Consider the following 22,127-nt stretch of genomic DNA (forward strand, 5'->3'; position numbering starts at 1 on the left):
AACGTATAAACAACTTATGCAACATACTTGCACTAGTACAATTCTTTTAATTGATCGATTCTAGTTTTTAAATTTTGAACTAATTCGATTGGTTCTATTACTTTCATATTTTCGCCATACGAAAGGATTAAAGATTCTAATTCGTAATTTAACTTAACTTTAATTTGTAATCTATTCTCTGCTATTTTTTGAGAACCATGAATCGGTTTTGATTTGATGTAGGGGATGATATGATCTGTTAGTTGGATTTTAACCTCAGTAAGTTCTGTATCTAAATTATTTGTAACCCCAATGATATCCTCAAAATACTCATCAAAATCCACTTCTGTTGGAATGTAAGTTTCCTTATTAATTTCGATCCCTTGAATTCGATCTAATGCCAAATTTTGAAGGTATTGATCCTTATGGTTCCACCCAAATAAAAACCAACGTTTGTTGAATTGTTTTAAGTGATAAGGTGAAATACAGAATTCTTGTTCATTTTCTGTTTTAAATGATTGATAAACTATTTTGATTGTTTGGTTGTTTTTGATGAAATTATATAAGGGTGTTAGATGTTCTAATCCTATCAAAAATTCGCTTTCCTCGAATGAAATTAATTTTTGATTCCCTTTGTTATCTTTCACTTCATTTAATTTAGCTTCAATATTTTCTATTGCATCAATCCCAGGAATCCCTTTCATACGAGAAAGTAATTCTAACGTATTTTCTAAGGCTAGTTGTTCTTCTTGGTTTAATGGTTTATTTTGAATTGTAAAATTAGGATCTTCATAACGGTAAAATTTTTTACGGCCGTCTTTTATTCCAATGATAGGTGCTTCATATCCTGCATCGCTTTCCATAAACTCCATATCATATAAAATTTGACGACGAGAAACAGATGTATCTTCTCCATAAAGTTCTTTTAAAACAATAGAACATTCATTGATTAAATCATCGATATAATAGTTACGAAATTGATTGCTAAAACATTTGTCTAATGTTTTGTATCTGATTAATGCGTTTTTGTTGACAGCCATAAACGAATATGAATAGTTGTAAATTTAATAAAATAAAAATTGCTTCGAACGGCAAAGTAAAGATATAAGTGTGCAATAAAATTGCAGAGATTAGGAAAGTATTAAATAAAAAAACTCAACTGGGGAGTTGAAGATGATTAAAATAATTTATAAACTAGAAATTTCACCATCTTTTACGTATAAATAATCTAACCATCCTAATTTATATTTACCTGTTGGAGCTGGTTTATCATTAATAAAAACTTTATCACCTATAGTATATCCTATAGATAATTTCGTTTTTATATTTAACTGAATTCCATCTAACGTATTAATAGTATTTAAATAAAAATCTGGACGTACAATATTTTCATTCTTAAAGGATTTTTCACTAGTATTATTTTTAATGTATTTATAATCAATAAAATCATTAATTTGTTGAAGAGAATTAATAATTCCCTGAACTTTATTTTCATTAATGAATACTACATATTCATTTCTTCCATCTAATTTTAAAATAAACAGGTTTTCATCTAAAAATGAAGGTGTAAAAAGGTAGTTTATATTCTTAATTTCTAATGAAACCAAATCATTTGTTATATAATCCCAACTTGATTTTTGAATAATTCCATTTTCAGATATTAATAATTGATTATTTTCTCTAAAAATAAACGAGGATTTTTCGTCTGATTCATCTACTAATATCCATTTTTTATTTATAATCAAAGATTTATCATCTAACTCTTTAGAATATGAAGTTATTTTTGAAATGATATCTAAAATGAAAGTTTTCATAATACAAATACTTTACACGAATATAATAATTTATTGAAAAGATCATATTGTATTTAACTTCTCTTATCCTTCCTATCCGCAGGAACAGAAAGTACATTCATCATCTGACGAAGGCGAGAGCGTACACGTTCGGTGTAATACTTTTCGATTTCGGAAGCAGATAGATTAGTTGTGATGTGGGTTTTGATGTTGAGGTTCATGAATAGGTCGTAGCGAGAAAGAATAATCTCGGCCATGACGTTGCATTCGTTCCCGAAATATTTGATGTTGTTTTCTGTTCCTAGATCATCGAAGCAAATGTTTTTCATTGGGAAATCCAACGGGATTCCTCTGCTGTATTTGTCGATGGTGTTGTAGCCTTCTTTGATGAATTCGAATGATACGTCTCTACATGTAGTGTAAAAGAATTTTTGTTTTTTGACCATAATGCGTTGCATTAAACGGAACCAAGTTGTTTTTCCGATTCCGATTGGTCCAGTTAGTAAAATTCCTTTGTCTAGGTCTATTGCTAACTCCTTGCATTTTTCTTCGTCGTTTAGGAAATAAGCAGCTAAACGGACAATATATGGGAAATCCTCTTTTTGAAAAGTGTAATTTGGGTGAATATGTTTACGTCCCTGTTGTTCCAGGTGAAATAAAAGTTTTTGATAATTGATCATAGCATTACAATTTGGTTATAAAGGTTCGTCGTATCGTTTGTTGATGGATGTGTCTAATGGTTTTTGAGTTGTAAATTTTGAATGTGTAGTGTATTGGGAAGCATTAATCATCCAATTATTCGCAGCTGCTTTCAACATTTTTAATTTTTGTTCGTATTCCGTAAAGGAGCAGTTGAAATAGTAGTTGAATCCTTTTTGAATTTCATAGTAAGTAAATTCCGTATCTGCTGTAAAAGCATAAAGTGTTTGGTTTTTTTGCAGGCATTCTTTGTAAATTAATTTGAGTTTTTGAATGGGAATATGATAAAACTTTTTCCAATGGCCTTTTAATTCTTGGCTTTTGACTTGGATCGAAACACAGTAATAAGTAAATTCATTTTGTTTGTGTCGGTGGATAAAACCTGCAAGATGATGGTAACCGTCTGATAAACCTGAAATATCAATAAGAAAAGGAAAATATTGGTTTTGATTATAAGTGATTTGTGTATTGATTTTTAATAGTTCGCAAATTGCTTTTATGTCAACATTAAAATCTATGGATAGGGTTGGGGGACCAGGACATTCGCAGACATCATTGAAGTAAAAGATTAATTGCGGAATAAACAACAGTTGTGATTGATAATCTTGAATCGCAAACAAATTGATTTTTTGAATAAAACCAAATGCATATTCTATCATTTGCATATACTGTTTGTTTAGGATATCTTGTTTTGCCTCGACTTGTGGTTCAATTTTTTTGATTACATCTCCATATCGATGAATAAAAAAGTTCAGGTACTTGATATATTCTTCATATACTTCAATTTTCATACGCTTAAAAATTAAAATTGAAAATGCTTGTAGTAAAGATGTATTTGTCTAATATACAATAAATTATAATGAAAACAAAAAATCCCCTCCAAAAAGCAGAGGGGAAGTGATTAAGGTACAGTGATTTGACCTAAATAAACAGACGGTGCAGCGTCTTGTTTTATGACGGATAAAAAACTCATCCATACATGTATATCTGTTCCTTGATATTTTGGTAAAAATTGTAGTACATAGGATTCTTCGGAGCGTTTTACGGTTGTTTGTACAACCGTTGATTGTGCTTTTGTATTACCATCTTCTGCATACAATATAACTAAGGTGTCATTTTGATCTACAAGTTCTGTTGCATTATTGGTCCATGTAATCGTTGCCGATAGTGGATCGTCTGCTGTAATATTTACAGGTTGTGGTTCAAGTAAATTACCTTTTGTGAATTGAATGTTGTTGTACTGAATAGAAAAAGTTAACGTATCCATATCACATGAAATGGCTTGTAATAAATTTGCCATCGCTTGATTGTAAGATGATTTTAGTCCAGACCTTTTTCCGTAATAGGTTTTAGCCAATGCTTTATACCCTTGTATAAATTGTACAGCAAAATTGAATCTGTCTTTTATAACTTGTTGTTTTGGCGTTGGTATACGATTTGATTTTCGTGGTCGCATACGAGATATTTCATGCCCTTCGATATTCGAAACAACAATTCGTCCAGTACGACCTCGCGTACCAGACAATAGAGAATCTGTAATTTTTCCCATTTTTAATAGATTTTAAATTAAACTTTATTTGACTTGGTTCAGCAACAATTCGAATGTAGACTGAATAGCTTTAAGTAATTGAAACCTGACGAGCTGTGAACAAAATTGGTGGATGATGAAGGGGAATGATTGATTTTAGATGTGAGAATTGAGATTTTAGATTTGTGAAATGTATTATGTATTATGTATTATGTAAAATGTAGATGTTAGATATGAGATATGAGATTTGAGATTTGAGAAGTGAGATTTTAGAGTTGTATTATGTACAAAGTATTTGAGCTTAGGACTAAGGAAGAGATTCTGAAACGAGTTCAGAATGACAAAATCTGTTGTTTAAAAGTGAATTTGAATATTGAAAAGGATGAAAACCAGCATTAAAACTCTCACGTTAAGAAAATGTTTGAGTGCAACGTTAAAAAGATTTTAGGCCGTAGGGTTTTTTTAGATCTTTAGTGAAATGAAAATATTTTTAGTAGAGAGGTTTACGGCCTTGACTTGCTTGTGCTGAGCCTGCCGAAGTATTGATTACTTTTTTGCTCTCTTCCCTGTAAGGCATATGAATACCGATAATTAAAATAGATAAGCTATGAATAAAAAAGTGATAGAAAGATTTCTCGATACCTCGAAATGACATATTGAATGCGATTCTGAAACAAGCCCAGAATGACAAAATCCGTAAAACATTAAGCGTAGAGCGCAAAGCTTAATAAAACCTATGTTTCTATTGTGGTTAGAGAAATTAAGTGTTAAAAAGTGTTAAAATCCTGTATCGGTGTATATCCAAAATGACACTTTTCTGTATCGGTTGTGTATCCGCGCTGTATCCATTCTGTATCCATTGTGTATCCGTTCCGTATGGTTTGTTCGGTGTTCGTATATCGATGTTAAGTTGTAAAATGTATTATGTATTATGTATTTTGGTTTAAGAAATAGGATCTGAACATAATTTAGGATAATAAGAAAATAATTAATAGTTCTTTATTACGTTCTTTTTATTGATGACTTATTATTGTATTCATTTGAATTCATGTGCCCATCAGGGAAGTTTTAACACAAAAGGAACCAAAAGTTATTCATATGATTTATTATTATTTTTAAGGTATTCATGAATGCAAAGCATTACAAGACTGCGATTTTCAACGTTCAATCTTCATTTTACTCCTTAAAAATATAAATGACTCGCTATCGCTCACAAATCTTTTATACGCTCGTTTAAATGGGTTGAAGCTAGTCTGAAAATTGTATGTGTTTCTTGAAATTTGTTGATATAAGTGAATTCGTGTATTAATAACAAAAAACGTACAAGGTTAACCATAAACCGTAAAAAAACCAAAACCTAACAGATTACTCTATTTGGGTTTGTCAGCGGAGATAGAGTGATTATTTCATATTCCCTAGAAAAGAAAGTAATTCTAAGAAAACTCTAGATACTTCGCTTCTATTATTTTTTGTTTTTCCTTTCAGTTTTATGAAAATGAAATTTTCAACAACTTCAGAAAAACAAAAAACCCAACAGATTACTCTATTGGGTTTTCTTAGCGGAGAGTGAGGGATTCGAACCCCCGGAGGTGTGACCCTCAACAGTTTTCAAGACTGCCGCATTCGACCACTCTGCCAACTCTCCAATAACGCAGTCTACTGCGGTATTGCGAGTGCAAATATAGAACGCTTTTTTGAATTACCAAATTCTAAAAACAATTATTTTTAAAATAATTTTTAACAAAATGATTCTCAATAGAATATTTTTATTGTTTTTTTTGAAAAGAGTCGTTTATATCTTTGTTGTAATTAATTTTAGTCATGATTAGAAGAATTGAAGAAGTAGATTTTCCGAGATTGAGAGAGATTTGGGAAAGTGCAGTACTAAACACACACGATTTTTTAGCAAAAGAAGATTTCGAATATTATAAAGAAAATTTACCAAATTATTTTCCGCATGTAACTTTGTTTGGTTACGAGATAGAAAATCAATTGGTAGGATTTGTCGGTGTCGCAGAACAAAATCTCGAAATGTTATTTATTCACAATGATTTTCGACGAAAAGGAGTAGGGAAGGCGTTGTTGGATTTTTCTATTCAAGAATTGCATGTAAAATCTGTCGATGTGAATGAACAAAATCAGCAAGCAATTGATTTTTATTTAAGTCAAGGTTTTAAGGTTATTTCTCGTTCTGAAAAAGATGGTGAAGGAAAAGCTTATCCTATTTTGCATTTGAGTTTATAATTTCGGGAGAGTAGCTTAACTTTGCAAATCATTTTTTAGCCATGCATTCATCAACAGAATTATCATCAACTCAAAAAAATCGCATTCGTTTAGCTGTTTCGCTTTTCTTTTTTTCGCAAGGTTTAGCCTTTTCTTCATGGGCAAGTCGTATTCCGACAATCAAATCAGATTTAGGAATTTCAGAAGGACAATTAGGAACTTTGTTGTTGATAATGCCGATTGGTCAATTGTGTACAATGGCACTTTCCGGAAAATTAGTAGCGAAATTTGGAAGCAAAAATGTCTTACGAATAGTTGTTTTAATTTATCCTTTGATCCTTTGTTGTATTGGTTTGGCTCAAAATTTTTATCAATTAGGTGCTGTCTTATTTTTCTTTGGAGTAATCGGAAACATGTGCAATATTTCGGTGAATACGCAAGGCGTTGAGGTTGAGAAAATATATGGAAAATCGATTATGTCATCTTTTCATGGAGCGTGGAGTATTGCGGGTTTTACTGGTGCTTTGATTGGATTATTGATGATGAATTTGCATGTGAATACATTTTATCATTTTGTGATTATTTATGGCCTAATCATTTTGAGTTGGTTCATTAATAAAAAATATTTAGTCGATTCTACGCCAGCTCCAGCAAAGGAAAAGAAATCTATTTTCTCTAAACCAGATACAGTTTTGGTTCAATTGGGAATTATTGGATTTTTGAGCATGGCAACAGAAGGAGCTATGTTCGATTGGAGTGGTGTTTATTTCCAAGATATTGTAAAAGCACCGCAAAATTTGGTTGTCGTTGGTTACGCATCGTTTATGGTGATGATGGCAACAGGACGTTTTGTTGGAGATTATTTTATCAGCAAATACGGAAAACAACGCATCATGCAAATTAGTGGAATTTTGATGTTTTCTGGTTTGATGCTTTCGGTATTTTTTCCTCAATTTATTGTGTGTACAATTGCATTTATGATGGTTGGATTGGGCGTTGCGTGTAATGTGCCAACGGTTTATAGTGTAGCAGGAAAAAACAAAAATGTTAACCCAGGTGTTGCATTGGCAATGGTTTCGAGTATATCTTTTTTAGGATTTTTGATGGGACCTCCATTGATCGGATATATTGCAGAAGCTTTTGATTTGAGATACTCTTATGCCTTATTTGCTTGCTTTGGATTGATTATGGTTTTTATGGTTGGCAGAATGAAAATTTTTAAAACAGAGTAAAAAAATAATGAAAAACTTGTAAAAAGTAAACATAATTATAAATTTGTTTTTTATTAAATGAAGTAAAACTATGTTTCGATTTTTAGTCAATAACAAGTTTTTTAATGTACTACTTTCAATTTCTTACATCCTCGCAATTATTGCGTTGTTAGTGATGTTTGGATTTGGATTTCCCGTTGTTTATAAACTTTATATCAATATATTTTTTATAATACTTTTGTCAATCGGAATTCTGAGAACTATTCTCAAATATATCTACTTTAAAGAAAAAATTATTCCGCGAGTCATCATTTTTGATATTTTAAGTATTTTGTTTATTCTTTATTGTATTAAAATTCAAGTCACCGATTATAGTTGGTTTTTTGTTAGTAAATATTTGCAATTTGCGATTGTACTAAAATTAATTCGAGAAATTGCTACGCCTAATTTTACATTCAAACGATCAGTTATTACGCCGCCGCAACTATTTATTTTCAGTTTTTTGATTTTAGTTTTTGGCGGAGCGTGTTTATTGATGTTACCAAAAGCAACTTATCATCCAATTTCTTTTTTAGATGCATTGTTCACGTCTACAAGCGCCGTTTGTGTAACGGGTTTAACGTCTGTTGATACCTATGTCACGTACACGCCAGTTGGTCATTTTATTTTGATGTTACTCATTCAAGCAGGAGGTTTAGGAATTTTGACTTTTGCCGGATATATTGCTTATTTTTTCAAAGGAAACAGCTCTTATGAGAATCAAATTGCCTTGGGAAGTATTGCAAATAATGACTCTTTGAGTGAAGTTTTTTCGTTTGTAAAAAAGATTATTTATTTAACTTTTGGAATCGAATTAGTAGGTGCGGCTTTAATTTATATTTCGATTGCACCATATAATATTAGTATTGTAGACAAATTATTTTTCAGTATTTTTCATTCGGTTTCGGCTTTTTGTAACGCTGGTTTTTCGACTTTGCCTAATGGTTTGATGAACAAAGGATTTGTACACAATTATGGTTTTCAGTCAGTTCTAATCACTTTGATTTTTTTAGGAGGAATAGGCTTTCCTATTTTGATTAATATTTTGCGTTATGTGGATTATTTAATTCGAAAATTAATCTCAAAAATTATTCACAACAAGAATAATCGTAAAAATTGGGTGTTTTCGTTAAGTTCTAAAGTAAATTTAATAACTTCATTAGTCATATTAATTATTTCTACGATCATTTTATTCTTCGAAGAATATTATTTGACATTAGGTCAACATCATGGTTTTGGTAAATTTATTTCGGCTTTATTTGTTGCAATGACGCCTCGTACAGCAGGTTTTAATAATATCGATTTTTCTCATTTACAGTTCTCATCTATCCTTTTAGTTATTTTATTGATGTGGATTGGAGCTTCGCCAGCTTCGACAGGAGGAGGAATCAAAACGAGTACTTTTGCCATTGCAATTCTTAATTTTATTAATATTGCACGCGGAAAAAATAAGATTGAAATTTATAAAAGAGAATTAAACCCGATTAATGTACAGAAAGCTTTTGCAACGATGACATTATCTTTTTTAGTGATTGGAACAGGAATATTTTTGATTACTAAATTTGATAATCATTTGCATCTCATTGATGTTGCATTCGAAGCTTTTTCGGCATATTCAACAGTTGGTTTATCTTTAAATTTAACACCAACATTATCCGATCCAAGTAAAATTGTTGTCATTACAATGATGTTTATTGGTCGTGTTTCGATGATTACAATTTTGATGGCTTTTTTCAAGAAAACTGTTTCATCTAATTATCGTTATCCATCAGATGATATTTTAATTTAAAAGAAAATTATGAAAATAATAATTATAGGTTTAGGAAATTTCGGCGCGGCGCTTGGTAAGAAAATGGTAAAGCTTGGTCACGAAATTATCGGTGTTGACAATAATATTCAACGTGTTGAAGCTTTGAAAGATAAGTTATCCTATACCATTTGTTTAGATGCAACAGATGAATTATCAATTAATAAATTACCACTAAATAATACAGATATTGTAATTGTAAGTATTGGGGAAAATGAAGGTGCCAATATTATGGCTACTGCTATTTTTAAAAATAAAAATGTAAAACGTTTGATTAGTCGTTCTATCAATTCTTTACACGAAAATGTTTTGCAAGCAATTGGAGTTACAGAAATTATTCGACCCGAAGCTGAATCTGCAGAACGTTGGACAAAAAAACTAAATGTGAAAGGAGTTGTAGATTCTTTTGAATTAAATAAAGAGTTTAGCATTATAGAGGTTGTAACACCAAATGAATTGGTTGGAAAAACATTTGATGAAATCCAATTCAAAAAGCAACATAATATTTTGGTAATGACAATTATTAAAAACAAAGAAGAAGCTAGTTTTTTAGGTCAATATAAAATTGTTCCAGAAGTACAAGGTTTTCCTACATCAAATACAGTAATTACAAAAGATGATGTATTGGTAATCTATGGAGCAAATCAAGAAATTTATAAATTCTTAAAGAAATTTAATATTCAATAATCTTATTCTTAAACTCTAATACATGTGGTTTATGGAATTTTAAGTAAAAAAGAATTCCAACAAAATAACAGACAACATCTAATATATCTGCTGTGTAATTAGAAGAAAATTTTGGCATAATTACTTCTAATAAAAGACTCAAAACGCAAGCTGTTATAATTAAATAACTTGTTGGATAAATGTAAACTTGATTGTTGTATTTAATCTTCGAAATGATATAACTTCCTAAGTGCGTCATAGCAGGTACCGCAAAAATATCAGTTAAATAATGGTTGAGATACTCAATTTCTATGGAATAAATTCGGGTAAGTTTGATAAAAATCCAACTCAGAATATAGAAACTAAAATATGTATCAAACAGTTTCATTTATTAGACCACAACAAGAATTATTAACACACAAAAAGCTCCAAGAATCATCAAAAATAGGAAGAAAGCATCGTCTATTAATTTTTGAGAGGTACTTCGTTTGTCTTTTTTTTCTTCCATTTTATAACTTTTAGACAAAAGTATTTAATTCATCTTGAATTGCATAAGACGAATGTCATTGTAAAGTTTTTAAAATTGAATAGATTAAATCTTGAAAATATTTTTATAACTTAAAAAAAGTAAATGATCGAAAATGAAACCACTTTTATTCTTTCTTTTTCCAATTGCTCTTTTTGCGCAAGAAGTTGCTCAGAATGATAATTTAAAAAATAAATTGTTGATGAATTTTACTCAACAATCTGGCTATTTTGATTTTAAGTATTCGCAAGATTTATCGCTTGAAAAGAATAATGAATTGATTTTGGATAATGTGAAGAATTATATTAATCAGCCAACAAGTATTTCTCCTTTAAAACCTATTGAAGAAAGAATTGAATATAAATATGATGACACAATGACGAATAGAGAAAATCTAATTAGAAGTGTTATTCATGAAATGTTTCTAAGTAAACCATTAAAATTAAGTAAATAGAAAAAAGCCCAATCCTTAGATTGAGCTTTAAAATACTATAAAAATATATAAAAATTCTGAGCTTAGAATTTTATATCCTCTGTTGTTGCGATTAAATCTTGAATTGTTTCGCGACGACGAATTAAATAATCCTTATCGTCAATTAACAAGACCTCCGCAGGTTTGAAACGCGAATTGTAGTTCGAAGCCATCGAGAAACAATATGCTCCAGCATTGTGGAAACACAACACATCTCCTTCGCTAATTTCATTTATTTTACGATTCGATCCAAACGTATCTGTTTCACAAATATATCCCACAACTGTGTAATAACGGCTACGACCTTCTGGATTCGAAATATTTTCAATTTCGTGATGAGCACTATAAAACATCGGACGAATTAAATGGTTGAAACCTGTATCAATTCCAGCAAAAACAGTAGAAGTTGTTTGTTTCACAACATTTACAGTTGCTAAGAAAGATCCTGCTTCAGAAACCATATATTTTCCTGGCTCGAACATTAATGTCAAAGGTTTTCCGTACGCTTTTTCGAACTCGTTGAAACGAGCTGATAAACGTTCTCCTAAATATTCAATATCTGTTTCGTCTGCGCCTGGATAGTAAGGAACTTTAAATCCTGATCCAAAATCGATGTAAGATAAATTCTTGAATTCTGCTGCAACTTCAAATAAAATTTCAGCACCTTGTAAGAAAACATCAATATCTAAAATATCAGAACCTGTATGCATGTGAACACCATCCAAATGTAAACCTGTATTTTCTACAACACGTTTGATATGTGGTAATTGGTGAATAGAAATTCCGAATTTTGAATCAATATGTCCAACCGAAATATTTGCATTTCCACCTGCCATAATATGTGGATTAATACGCACACAAACTGGATATTTAGGAAAATCTTGACCAAATGTTTCTAAAACAGAAAGGTTATCGATATTGATGCGAACACCTAAATCAATTGCTTTTTTAATTTCAGCATACGAAACACCATTTGGTGTATAAATGATTTCTTTAGGCTTGAAACCCGCCATTAATCCCAATTCTACTTCTTGAATAGAAACTGTATCCAATCCTGAACCAAGTGATTTGAAATACTTTAAAAGATTAAGATTCGTGTTCGCCTTACATGCATAATTTAACTTTAAACGTTTGACTGTAGAAAATGCATTTGTCATCTTTTCATATTGCGATTTGATTTTGTTCGCATCATACACATACAGCGGCGCACCATATTTTTGCACCAATTCCAATAGACGTTCTCTATTCAGTTCCATTTTGTTTATTTTTTTGTTTAAAGTTAAATTTCAGTTGCCAAAATTACGGAATACAAATGGTTTTCTGAAGAAAATTCAGAATAAACTTATTATAAGTCAATAATTTCGAATATTATTTAAAAGTTTGAAAAATATTTCGAATATTATTCGGGAATAAATGTTTTAATCCCTCCACCATTCTTTGAAGTGAAAGACAGAATCGTTCAAATTTAGTGGTTCACCGATCATTGGAGTTAAAATATCGAGCTTATTTTGCTTACCATTCGCTATAATTTTTTCCAGAGGTTCGTCCCAAGCATGTTTTGCCAAAGCAAATTTTGCAGCATGAACAGGAATAATATGTTTTGCTTTCAAATCGTTGATAATTGCAGGTAAATCTGTTGGTAAAGCGTGAATATATTTCCATGCTTCGTTGTATTGACCATTTTCGAGAATCGCAAAATCAAACGGACCATATTTTTCTCCAATTTCTTTGAAATGCAAATCATAACCGCTGTCACCACCTAAAAATATTTTTTGTGTTGAGGTTTCCAGCACATAGGAAGTCCAAAGTGTAGTGTTTCGTTTAAATTTTCGACCAGAAAAATGACGAGCTGGTGTAAAAGTTATTTTTAAGTTATTTTTTAAAGTTAGGCTTGTGTTCCATTCTTCTTCGATTAATTGATCGGGCGAATAATTCCACTTCTCGAAATGTGCGCCAACTCCAAGCGGAATGATCACTTTATCCACTTTTGAACGTAATTCTTTCACCGTTTCATAATCCAAGTGATCGTAATGATCGTGTGAAATAACCAAATAATCAATCTTTGGAAAATCTTTTGCATGATACGTATTTGCTCCTTTAAACGCTTTATTGAAAATTGGTAAAGGCGAACCGTAATCACTAAAAACAGGATCGATAAGGAAATTAACACCATCCAATTGAATATAATAAGACGAATGTCCCAACCAAATAAATACATTATCATTTTTATCAATTGATATAATATCTGTCTGAATATGCGGAATAGAATCTTTAGGATTAAGTTTTGGATTTTTCGCACCAAAGAAAAAGTCCCACATCACTTTTTTAGTATCAAAACCTTCTGCAAATGCAGGCGTGTGATGAATATTTTGAAATTGTCCATTTTTATACAACTTCGATTGTTTCATTCGTTCCAATCGTTTTCCAGTTGCTTCAGCACCAAAAGTATTCATTTGTAGAACCGCGAAAGTTGCAATTACAAGAATTACAATCAAACTTAATAGGAAGTAAAGCATTCGTTTAAAAACTTTTCGTTTATTGATTTTTTTCATTAATGATCAAATGTATAAAATTCTTGGATTGCTTTTGAAATAATATATCTTAAGTAAACTGTAACATTTGTAACTTTCATTTTAATTTTGATTTACCAACTTTGTACACGTTTTAGAAAAAATATAAAATGGAATTTATCTTACAACCTTGGCCATGGTATATTGGCGGACCAATAATTGCGATTGTAATGCTTTTATTGATTTATTTCGGAAAAAGTTTTGGATTTTCATCAAACTTCAGAACGATTTGTTCTGCTTTGGGAGGAGGAAAATCATGTGATTTTTTCTCGTTTGATTGGAAATCTCAAAAATGGAATTTATTATTCTTAGTTGGTGCAATAATAGGAGGTTTTGTTTCGGTACATTTTTTATCAGATAATCAAATTCCTGAAATTTCAGAAGCTACAATTGCAAAATTGAATGCAATGGGATTTGAAAGTGCAGGAAAAGCATATTCTCCAACCGAAATTTTCGAAACGATGTCTGTAAAAAATATTGCTTTATTATTTGTTGGTGGATTATTAATTGGTTTTGGAACGCGCTATGCAGGAGGTTGTACATCTGGACATGCGATTTCGGGTTTAAGTGATTTGCAATTACCTTCATTTATCGCTGTTATCGGCTTTTTTATCGGTGGACTTTTGATGGTTCACGTTTTGTTTCCTTTAATTTTTTAATCTCATGAGAAGTTTAGTTTATATCATATTAGGCGTTATCTTTGGTGTAACCATGTACAAGGCAGAAACAGCCTCTTGGTTTCGTATTTTCGAAATGTTCAATTTTCAATCTTTCCACATGTACGGATTTATTGGTTCGGCTTTGGTTGTCGGTTTGATTGGAATACAATGGATGAAAAAGAAAGAAGCAAAAAATATCGATGGTGAAAAAATTGTGATTCAACCCAAAACAAAATCAATAGCTCGTTATTTGATCGGAGGAATTTTCTTCGGATTAGGTTGGGCATTGGTTGGTGCTTGTCCCGGACCAATATTTGTGTTATTAGGCGCAGGAGTTTATCCAATTTTAATTACAATTGTAGGTGCATTAATCGGTACTTTTCTTTACGGAAAAATTAGAAACAAAATCCCACATTAAACATGATAAAAGAGAAAATAGAAGCAACTTATCCGTATCAATTTGAAGATGAATTATTGAATGAAATTGATGAATTAGGATCTTTGATAGATTTTAAAGCGAATGATGTGATGATTGATTTGAACCAATTTATCAAGGGAATGCCAATTCTTTTGAGTGGTGCAATCAAGATTATGCGCGAAGATTTTGATGAAGGAGAATTGTTGTTGTATTTTCTCGAAAAAGGTGATACATGTGCCATGACGATGGCTTGTTGTTTAGGTGATAAACAAAGTAAAATACGTGCTGTTGCTGAAACTGATGGAGAATTGGTAATGATTCCGATTGTAAAAATGGACGAATGGTTGGCAAAATATCCATCATGGAGACGTTTTATTTTTGATAGTTACAATAATAGAATGGAGGAAATGTTGGTAGCGATTGACAATTTAGCTTTTAATGATATGAACGAACGTTTGAAAAAATATCTGTTAGATGTCGCAAGTATCAATAAAGGCAAAGTTGTGGTAAAAACACACCAAGAAATTGCTTACGAGCTAAATACTTCTCGTGTTGTCATTTCTCGTTTGTTGAAAGCGTTAGAAAAAGAAGGTTTCCTTCAATTAAACCGAAACGAAATCACGATTAAGTAAGAAATTATTTAAAAAATATATACAAAGGAAGCTCAGTTTTTGAGCTTCCTTTTTTTATTTGAAACAACTTATAGTAGAAAAATTTTCTAAAAATAATCTCATTTGTAACAAATGTTACAATCTATTTTGATACGGTCAATTACTTTTGTTTTTGTATTTCATAAAACAAATGATTGCCCGTATAGTTTATTTTGGATTATTGCTATTTACTTTTTTTCCTTTTGTAGAGTCGTCTGTGGCGTTACTTTTAGGGATTGGTTATGGTTTAATTTTTCAGAATGAATTTTGGGAAATCTCAAAACGATATTCAAAGAAATTATTGAATATTGCAATCATTGGTTTAGGGTTAGGTTTGAATCTTCACGAGGCAGTTTCGGTAAGTAAAGATGGATTTTTTCTCACTTTTATTTCTGTGTTAAGTGTTTTTACATTAGGATTTGTATTCTACCGATTATTAAAAATCAACAAGAATACATCGCTGCTGATTACTTCAGGAACTGCTATTTGTGGAGGGAGTGCTATTGCTACAATTTCTTCGGTTTTACAACCAAAAGCGAATCAAATTACCATTGCCATGTCAGTTGTGTTTGTGTTGAATGCGATTGCATTAATGATTTTTCCGTTTATTGGACATTATTTTCAGTTATCGCAATATCAATTTGGTTTGTGGTCGGCAATTGCAATTCACGATACAAGTTCTGTTGTCGGTGCAGCCAAACAATACGGTGAACAAGCTTTAGAAGTTGCAACTACTGTGAAATTGAGCCGAACATTATGGATTTTTCCGTTCGCTTTATTAATTGGTTATTTCAACAAAAAAGAGAACTCTTCTTACAAATTTCCTTATTTCATTATTGGTTTTATTACAACAATGCTTATCGCTACTTATTTTCCTCAAGGCGAAAAAGTCTATCATATTTTACAAGGAATTTCGAAACAATTAATGGTTGTTGCTTTATTTATGATTGGCTCGTTGATTAACTTACAATCCATCAAACAAGCAGGTTTTAAAACCTTATCATACGGAATATTACTTTGGATTTTTATTTCCATTTGATCTTTGGTTTTGGTTTTAAATTATTTTTAAAATCTCTATCCTCTCTATTTTTAGGTTTGTAACATTGGTTACTGTCGATTGTTTTTTAGTAACTTAACTTTGATTCAACAAATTAAAAAAGGTTAAACCATAAAAATATTATCATATGTTTTTTCAACACATTTTTGAAAAGTCATTGGCGCATTCAAGTTACCTTGTAGGTTGTCAAGCAAAAGGAGAAGCAATTGTAATCGATCCAAAAAGAGATATTGATACATACTTAAAAATAGCAGAAGAAAATAAGCTGAAAATTACGCATATTGCCGAAACACATATTCATGCTGATTATCTTTCTGGTAGCCAAGAGTTAGCTTATGTAACAGGTGCGAAGATGTATTTGTCTGATGAAGGCGGAGAAGATTGGCAATACGATTTTGAACATATCGGATTAAAAAATGGGGATAAAATAAAAGTTGGAAATCTAATTTTTGAGGTGATGCATACACCAGGTCACACGCCAGAAAGTATTAGTCTTTTGTTGACGGATAAACCTGCGACGAAAGAACCAGTTATGATTTTTACTGGAGATTTTGTTTTTGTAGGAGATATTGGTCGTCCAGATTTATTAGAAGAAGCTGCTGGATTAATTGGTACTAAAGAAGTAGGAGCAAAGCAGATGTTTAAATCGTTGAAAAAATTTCAAGCATTACCAGATTATCTACAAGTTTGGCCAGCACATGGAGCAGGTTCTGCTTGCGGAAAAGCTTTGGGAGCTGTAGCAAGTACGACGGTTGGTTATGAGAAAATCAGAAATTGGGCGTTGCAATTTGATTCGGATGAAAAAGGATTTGTTGATTATTTATTGGCAGATCAACCTGAAGCGCCACCTTATTTTGCAATGATGAAAAAGTTGAATAAAACAAAACGTCCTTTGTTGATCGAAGTTCCGAAGTGGGCAAAATTAACGTACATCGAATTTGAAAAAGCAAAAGATTTTGGAATGAAAGTGATTGATGCGCGTATCAAAACAGATTTTTCCCAATTGCATATTCCAGGAACGCTTAATATTCAAAACAATAAAACGTTCAATACATGGATGGGGTGGATGGTAAATTATCAAGAGCCAATTGTGTTGATTGTAGAAGAGGATGAAGTAGAAGAAATGACACGAAAATTGATGCGAATTGGTTTGGATAATATTTACGGCTACATTAAACCAACAGATTTATTTAACAATTTAAGTTCTTTACAATCTTCTATTTTAATCGACGCAGATACAATGGAAAATTACATTGGAAATGAAGAGGTTCAGATTTTAGATGTTAGAGGAGAAACAGAATTTAAAGAAGGTCATATCGAAGGAGCGAAGCATATTTTTGTCGGTTATTTACCAAAAAGATACAATGAATTAGATCCAACTAAAAAAATTGTCTTGCATTGTCAAGCTGGAGATCGGGCAACGATTGCACAAAGTTTTTTGGAATCGAAAGGTTTTGATGTTGAAAACTATAGTGGAGGAATTGCTGATTGGAAATTGAATCAAAAACCATTCGTGAAATAATATGTTTTTTCAAAATATTTTAAAAATGTTGACATCAAATTCGAATGTAGAAGTAGAGCTAGTACTACTCAAGCAGTAACAATTTTAAATAAAAATGACAGTAGTTGCACTTGATTCTAAGATGAATTATCAAGCAACTACTGTCAAATTATTTTCTTACTCTTACTTTTTCTTCATGTATTTTTTTGGATTTTTTTTGAATTCAACTTTACAACTTTTACTACAAAAACCATAAATTTTCTTTTGATAAATTGCGGTATCTGTTAAGAATTGCGCGGTATTCATTCCACAAATAGGATCTTTCTCGTTTACAACTTTTACTTTTAGTTTTTGTTGAGCAAAAATTGAAAAAGAGATGATGAAGAATGTTAATGTTACTATTTTTTTCATTGTTATTTGTTTTTAGATTGAAATAAATTGTAATTAAAAAAGAAACCTATTCTGTTTTTTACTTCGATTTCTCCCGAATTTAAATCAGAAAGTATGGGTTGAAAATATTCTATACCAAAATTAAACTTTTGAGCAGCTGCTTCTAATCCTAATTTCGCAAATTGAGCTTTTCCCTTAGATTTTGGAATCGTCTCCCCAAATTGTTCATTGTTATAATAAAGTTCGTTTTGAAAACCGACTTTTCCAAGTATTTTTAATTCATTGTTAATGAAAAGATGTTGTAATTGAATTAATTGATTCCATTGATCTCCAAATTTGTATTTCTTCTTATTCTCTCCTTTCAAGTTGTAGTCTGTTACTAATTGTAAAGTCGAATTCTTAAAAGCTAATTGGTAATTTATTGCAAACTGAGTATCCCAACTTCCTGTACCTAATTGAAAACTTGGATTGGTTGTTTCAGCATTTGCTTGATTAAATTTTGCGATTGGAATTTTTAAACCTATTGCAGTACTTAATCCATGTTTTAGCTCGTTAGAACTTGTATTTGATTGAATGACTTTAACTATTCCCATCATATTTAAATCTCCAATACCAGAAATAGAAGAAGAGTTTTTACCTTCTTTATTATGAAAATGGTAAGGAATACTAGCATTGATGTCAATTCTATTATTTATTGGAATTCTTGCCCATAATTGAATGGTATTGAATTGTTGCTTTTGCGTTCTTTTATTAGAAAAAGCATCTTCTTTAGCTTTATAAGATTGATGTAGATAACGAATACCAACGAAATTTGAATTTATAAGATTTTCAATTCCATTTGATGTTGAAGTTGCTGAACAACCGCAAGCATCACATTCTAATTCTAAATCATATAAATGAGAGATTACAATAGAATCATTATCTGTATGAGCAAATAATGAAATAGGTATAAATAATATAACGAAAAATAAATTGATATATAATTTCATTTGGATAGATTTAAAATTCTGCATAAGCAGGGTTGTTAATAAATGAATAATCAGTTAATGTATTTAGAAAAGAGATAATTGCCTTTTTTTCTTCTTCTGTCATAGGAATTCCAATTCGATTATTTTGTTTGAGTTGAGAATCCAAATTTTTATCATTTTGTATGCCTTCTGAATAAAAATTCAAAACAGCTTCTAAACTATAGAATCGTCCATCGTGCATATAAGGTTTGGTCATTTCAATATTTCTTAAACTTGGAACTCTAAACTTCATAAAGTCAGTCGAATCTAATGTAACACGATATAAACCTCCATCTTTGTATTGTTTATTATAATACATTCCTGTATTTCGAAAAGACTCATCTGTAAAAAGTGTTCCTTTATGACAGCTTGAACATTTCTGTTGAAAAAGTTGTAAACCTTTTTTTTCGGTTTCGGTTAAATTTGTCTCTTTCCTTAAATATTGATCATATTTAGAATCTTTTGATACAACTGAAGCCATAAACTGTCCTAATGCGCTGAGAATACGATTTGCATCGATTTTATCATCTCCGAAAGCATTTTTAAACATTTTTCGATAAGAAGAATCTGATGATAATTTCTTAATGATTTCGGGAAAAGTAGTATCCATCTCTTCTTCAGCTGTAATAGGAGAAATTGGTTGTTGAGCTAAATCATGAATAACGCCATCCCACATAAATCGATTTAGAAATGCCAAATTTTGAATAGGAGGAGCATTTCGAATTCCTAATCGATCATCAATTCCATGACTAACAGGATGTCCGCGGTGAGTAAAGGCATTTTCTTGAATATGGCAAAAAGCACATGAAATAGTATTATTTCTAGATAATCGACCTTCATAAAATAGTTTTTTTCCTAACTCAACTCCATTCTTAGTTAACGGATATTTATCTGTATCAAATGTTATTTTAGGAAAATAAGAAGGAATTTCTAATTGATAAGGTTCATCAACGATCTGTCCATAATCAATATCATCATCGTTACAACTTAACAAGATAAATAAACTGAAAATAATTGTTATTATTTTATTCATTGTTTGTAGAATTATGCGGTGTTTATAAAACACCGCTATAAACTTTATTGATTTTTTTCGTCGTTATGTACATGATCAACTCGAAACATATTTTGTATGTTTTCTGTGACCAATTGTGCAAAGTTGGAAGATCCCATAATGTTATTGTTCGACTCATCTAAAGTCAATTTATGATCACCACTTAAATAGGTATTCAAATTTGCCATAATATGAATAGAAGGCTTAATTTTAGAAGTTACTCGTGCAGATGTAGGTAAATCTAATGTTACTTCTCTATATAAATCTTGAACATTATTTTTGTTAATATCTCCCATATTTCCAGTATGAGTTAAGAAGAAAGTGTCAGTAGTAGTTTTCCCATAAAAACCTTCTATTTTAAAGAAAACATAACCAGCAGCCCAAGCCCAAGTCATTCCATTTTTCTTTGCTTTTTCCCAAAAAGTAGCTTGCCCAGTCTGTCCTAATAAATAAGCTTTCTGAGATACACCAAGTCCGAAACGTACTTTTGTATATTTATTTTGAGGGATATTATCCAAATTTAAATAAACGACATTAGCTATAGCAGAATCTTGATTAATAACAAAAGCGCCTTTGTCTGGATCGTTTTTATGATAATCAAATTCATTTCCTTTTTCATCAATTAATGTGATGTTAGAAATGATATATTTTAATGTTGTTAATTTATGTTTTTGTCCGTTTGATGAGGTTTGCGTTGTTTGATCTAGAACAATTCCTCCCAAATTATCAAATCCATTTTCAAACTTTAATTGAATTTTACCTGTTTCGGTAGATTTAATTTCAGAGAAATCATCATCGTTGTTGCAGGAAGTAAATAAAGTAAGTAATGCGATAAATGATAAGTTTAAAAAATATTTGATTGTTTTCATTGTAATAATTGTTTAATTTTTTTGAATAAGAATGCTGTTGGAAAACAATTATTGTTCTCCAATACTGGATATTTGTTCTATTAATTAAACAATTGGAGGTTTTAGATATTTAAAAACCCAATCGATAGAATAGGATGATTGCCAAAAGAATCGATGTTTTATTTTTACAATAAAATCTTGAATAAATGGAATAGCTAAGCATTCGAAATGTATATAGATTTCTGCAAATCGAATATTCTTTACTAAAACCGAATTAGATTCTTGTTCCGTTTCTTTTAGTTGCTTCGATAAATAACATTTTCCATTACATTGCATTTCTGGTCGCTCTTTATTGATACAATATTCATCAATAATCTTCTCCTGAGTACTAATGAATACAGTAATAGGAATTAATGAACGAAAACCAATTAAAAGCACGAACAATGCAATCAATAAACAATTGAAACTTTTGACAAATCTTATATAAAATGTCAACTTGATTAAATGTTAATGAGATAATAATTTGATAAACAAGGGCTATTTATCAAATAGGAGGCTGAAGTTGTTGATCTAATTGATATTGAGTTTCGAAAGCTAATTCGATACTCGAAATTTTTTCAATAGATTTTATAAAGGTAAATGTGTTAATTTCGAAGGTAGGTTGATAAATAAAATAATCAATTGCACGCAAAGAAACTTGAATTTTATTATCATCATTTTGTTCATCATTAACAGTCTTAGAAATCTGTTCTTTCAGATAACAAACGCCATTACACAATAATTCTGGACGCTCTATATTAACACAATATTCGTTAGAAATCTTATCATAATTTACTAAATAGTCAATAACTGGTAGCAATGGCCTACAAGTTATTAGAACAACAGTTAGTATGAAAAGGTAAGATTTCAATTCCTTAAAATTTTTATAAAATTAGACAGTTTTTATTTATTTTGAAAATGAAGATTATCAGTTTTTTCAGAAATTGAATTCAAGTTTCTTTTTATTGAAATGACATTAATGAAATAATCTTAA

General features: G+C 30.6%; 24 protein-coding genes and 1 tRNA gene. 10 read left to right on the forward strand and 15 right to left on the reverse strand.

Annotation, left to right across the window (positions count from 1 at the left end):
- Window positions 1-32: 32 nt before the first annotated feature.
- The 6 genes from HXZ69_RS06540 to HXZ69_RS06565 form a co-directional block, all read right to left on the reverse strand.
- Window positions 33-1,019: a helix-turn-helix transcriptional regulator gene (locus tag HXZ69_RS06540; RefSeq protein ID WP_286495414.1), complete on the reverse strand. Its 987-nt coding sequence runs from the start codon at window positions 1,017-1,019 to the stop codon at window positions 33-35.
- Window positions 1,020-1,166: 147 nt separating this feature from the next.
- Window positions 1,167-1,793 carry a hypothetical protein gene (locus tag HXZ69_RS06545; RefSeq protein ID WP_286475131.1) on the reverse strand — a complete coding sequence of 209 codons (627 nt, stop codon included), beginning with the start codon at window positions 1,791-1,793 and terminating at the stop codon, window positions 1,167-1,169.
- A gap of 53 nt (window positions 1,794-1,846) precedes the next feature.
- Window positions 1,847-2,452 (reverse strand): ATPase, encoded by a 606-nt coding sequence (locus tag HXZ69_RS06550; protein ID WP_286495415.1) that lies wholly within the window; start codon window positions 2,450-2,452, stop codon window positions 1,847-1,849.
- A gap of 15 nt (window positions 2,453-2,467) precedes the next feature.
- Window positions 2,468-3,262, reverse strand: a complete 795-nt coding sequence (locus HXZ69_RS06555) for a hypothetical protein (protein ID WP_286475127.1) — start codon at window positions 3,260-3,262, stop codon at window positions 2,468-2,470.
- A 110-nt stretch (window positions 3,263-3,372) separates the two neighbouring features.
- Entirely contained in the window at window positions 3,373-4,020 is a 648-nt protein-coding gene (locus HXZ69_RS06560) for a DUF6266 family protein (protein ID WP_286495416.1), read from the reverse strand.
- 1,539 nt (window positions 4,021-5,559) lie between these two features.
- Window positions 5,560-5,644: transfer RNA gene (locus tag HXZ69_RS06565), tRNA-Ser, on the reverse strand.
- A gap of 176 nt (window positions 5,645-5,820) precedes the next feature.
- Between HXZ69_RS06565 and HXZ69_RS06570 the strand changes: the two genes are divergently transcribed.
- The 4 genes from HXZ69_RS06570 (at window position 5,821) to HXZ69_RS06585 (ending at window position 9,966) form a co-directional block, all read left to right on the forward strand.
- Window positions 5,821-6,243, forward strand: coding sequence for a GNAT family N-acetyltransferase (locus HXZ69_RS06570; protein WP_114999301.1), 423 nt, complete (start codon window positions 5,821-5,823; stop codon window positions 6,241-6,243).
- Between the two features lie 41 nt (window positions 6,244-6,284).
- Window positions 6,285-7,454, forward strand: coding sequence for an MFS transporter (locus HXZ69_RS06575; RefSeq protein ID WP_280051579.1), 1,170 nt, complete (start codon window positions 6,285-6,287; stop codon window positions 7,452-7,454).
- Between the two features lie 376 nt (window positions 7,455-7,830).
- Window positions 7,831-9,261: a TrkH family potassium uptake protein gene (locus HXZ69_RS06580; protein WP_260392013.1), complete on the forward strand. Its 1,431-nt coding sequence runs from the start codon at window positions 7,831-7,833 to the stop codon at window positions 9,259-9,261.
- A 9-nt stretch (window positions 9,262-9,270) separates the two neighbouring features.
- Window positions 9,271-9,966, forward strand: coding sequence for a potassium channel family protein (locus tag HXZ69_RS06585; RefSeq protein WP_135836030.1), 696 nt, complete (start codon window positions 9,271-9,273; stop codon window positions 9,964-9,966).
- Here the strand turns inward: HXZ69_RS06585 and HXZ69_RS06590 are convergent.
- Window positions 9,953-10,333 (reverse strand): hypothetical protein, encoded by a 381-nt coding sequence (locus tag HXZ69_RS06590; RefSeq protein ID WP_221856335.1) that lies wholly within the window; start codon window positions 10,331-10,333, stop codon window positions 9,953-9,955. The genes HXZ69_RS06585 and HXZ69_RS06590 overlap by 14 nt on opposite strands.
- Before the next feature lie 253 nt (window positions 10,334-10,586).
- Here HXZ69_RS06590 and HXZ69_RS06595 point away from each other — a divergent pair, with 253 nt between their 5' ends.
- A complete protein-coding gene (locus HXZ69_RS06595; RefSeq protein WP_221856333.1) occupies window positions 10,587-10,925 on the forward strand; it encodes a hypothetical protein in 339 nt (112 codons plus the stop codon).
- A gap of 62 nt (window positions 10,926-10,987) precedes the next feature.
- On the opposite strand, the gene lysA is transcribed toward HXZ69_RS06595, so the two are convergent.
- Window positions 10,988-12,199: a diaminopimelate decarboxylase gene (gene lysA, locus HXZ69_RS06600; protein ID WP_286495417.1), complete on the reverse strand. Its 1,212-nt coding sequence runs from the start codon at window positions 12,197-12,199 to the stop codon at window positions 10,988-10,990.
- 162 nt (window positions 12,200-12,361) lie between these two features.
- Window positions 12,362-13,495 (reverse strand): MBL fold metallo-hydrolase, encoded by a 1,134-nt coding sequence (locus HXZ69_RS06605; protein ID WP_286495418.1) that lies wholly within the window; start codon window positions 13,493-13,495, stop codon window positions 12,362-12,364.
- Window positions 13,496-13,623: 128 nt separating this feature from the next.
- On the opposite strand from HXZ69_RS06605, the gene HXZ69_RS06610 reads away from it, so the two are divergent.
- The 5 genes from HXZ69_RS06610 to HXZ69_RS06630 all read left to right on the forward strand — a co-directional run bounded on the left by HXZ69_RS06610 (window position 13,624) and on the right by HXZ69_RS06630 (window position 17,819).
- Window positions 13,624-14,172 (forward strand): YeeE/YedE family protein, encoded by a 549-nt coding sequence (locus HXZ69_RS06610; RefSeq protein ID WP_286495420.1) that lies wholly within the window; start codon window positions 13,624-13,626, stop codon window positions 14,170-14,172.
- 4 nt (window positions 14,173-14,176) lie between these two features.
- The gene (locus HXZ69_RS06615; RefSeq protein ID WP_286495421.1) at window positions 14,177-14,590 is read left to right on the forward strand and encodes a YeeE/YedE family protein; all 414 of its coding nucleotides are present in this window, start codon (window positions 14,177-14,179) and stop codon (window positions 14,588-14,590) included.
- Between the two features lie 2 nt (window positions 14,591-14,592).
- The gene (locus tag HXZ69_RS06620; protein WP_286495422.1) at window positions 14,593-15,222 is read left to right on the forward strand and encodes a Crp/Fnr family transcriptional regulator; all 630 of its coding nucleotides are present in this window, start codon (window positions 14,593-14,595) and stop codon (window positions 15,220-15,222) included.
- A gap of 169 nt (window positions 15,223-15,391) precedes the next feature.
- The gene (locus tag HXZ69_RS06625) at window positions 15,392-16,279 is read left to right on the forward strand and encodes a YeiH family protein (protein ID WP_286495423.1); all 888 of its coding nucleotides are present in this window, start codon (window positions 15,392-15,394) and stop codon (window positions 16,277-16,279) included.
- 145 nt (window positions 16,280-16,424) lie between these two features.
- A complete protein-coding gene (locus HXZ69_RS06630) occupies window positions 16,425-17,819 on the forward strand; it encodes an MBL fold metallo-hydrolase (RefSeq protein ID WP_286495424.1) in 1,395 nt (464 codons plus the stop codon).
- 162 nt (window positions 17,820-17,981) lie between these two features.
- On the opposite strand, the gene HXZ69_RS06635 is transcribed toward HXZ69_RS06630, so the two are convergent.
- The 6 genes from HXZ69_RS06635 to HXZ69_RS06660 all read right to left on the reverse strand — a co-directional run bounded on the left by HXZ69_RS06635 (window position 17,982) and on the right by HXZ69_RS06660 (window position 21,953).
- On the reverse strand, window positions 17,982-18,209 hold the full coding sequence (locus HXZ69_RS06635; RefSeq protein ID WP_114999320.1) for a YHS domain-containing protein: 228 nt from the start codon (window positions 18,207-18,209) through the stop codon (window positions 17,982-17,984).
- Window positions 18,210-18,211: 2 nt separating this feature from the next.
- Window positions 18,212-19,177: a hypothetical protein gene (locus tag HXZ69_RS06640; protein WP_286495425.1), complete on the reverse strand. Its 966-nt coding sequence runs from the start codon at window positions 19,175-19,177 to the stop codon at window positions 18,212-18,214.
- A 10-nt stretch (window positions 19,178-19,187) separates the two neighbouring features.
- The gene (locus HXZ69_RS06645) at window positions 19,188-20,228 is read right to left on the reverse strand and encodes a cytochrome-c peroxidase (RefSeq protein WP_286495426.1); all 1,041 of its coding nucleotides are present in this window, start codon (window positions 20,226-20,228) and stop codon (window positions 19,188-19,190) included.
- A 44-nt stretch (window positions 20,229-20,272) separates the two neighbouring features.
- Entirely contained in the window at window positions 20,273-21,115 is an 843-nt protein-coding gene (locus tag HXZ69_RS06650) for an MbnP family protein (RefSeq protein WP_286495427.1), read from the reverse strand.
- Window positions 21,116-21,199: 84 nt separating this feature from the next.
- Window positions 21,200-21,547, reverse strand: coding sequence for a hypothetical protein (locus tag HXZ69_RS06655; protein ID WP_286495428.1), 348 nt, complete (start codon window positions 21,545-21,547; stop codon window positions 21,200-21,202).
- 91 nt (window positions 21,548-21,638) lie between these two features.
- Window positions 21,639-21,953 (reverse strand): hypothetical protein, encoded by a 315-nt coding sequence (locus HXZ69_RS06660; protein WP_286495429.1) that lies wholly within the window; start codon window positions 21,951-21,953, stop codon window positions 21,639-21,641.
- Window positions 21,954-22,127 lie beyond the last annotated feature (174 nt).

The organism is Empedobacter sp. R132-2, assembly GCF_030324375.1.
Taxonomy (GTDB): domain Bacteria; phylum Bacteroidota; class Bacteroidia; order Flavobacteriales; family Weeksellaceae; genus Empedobacter; species Empedobacter falsenii_B.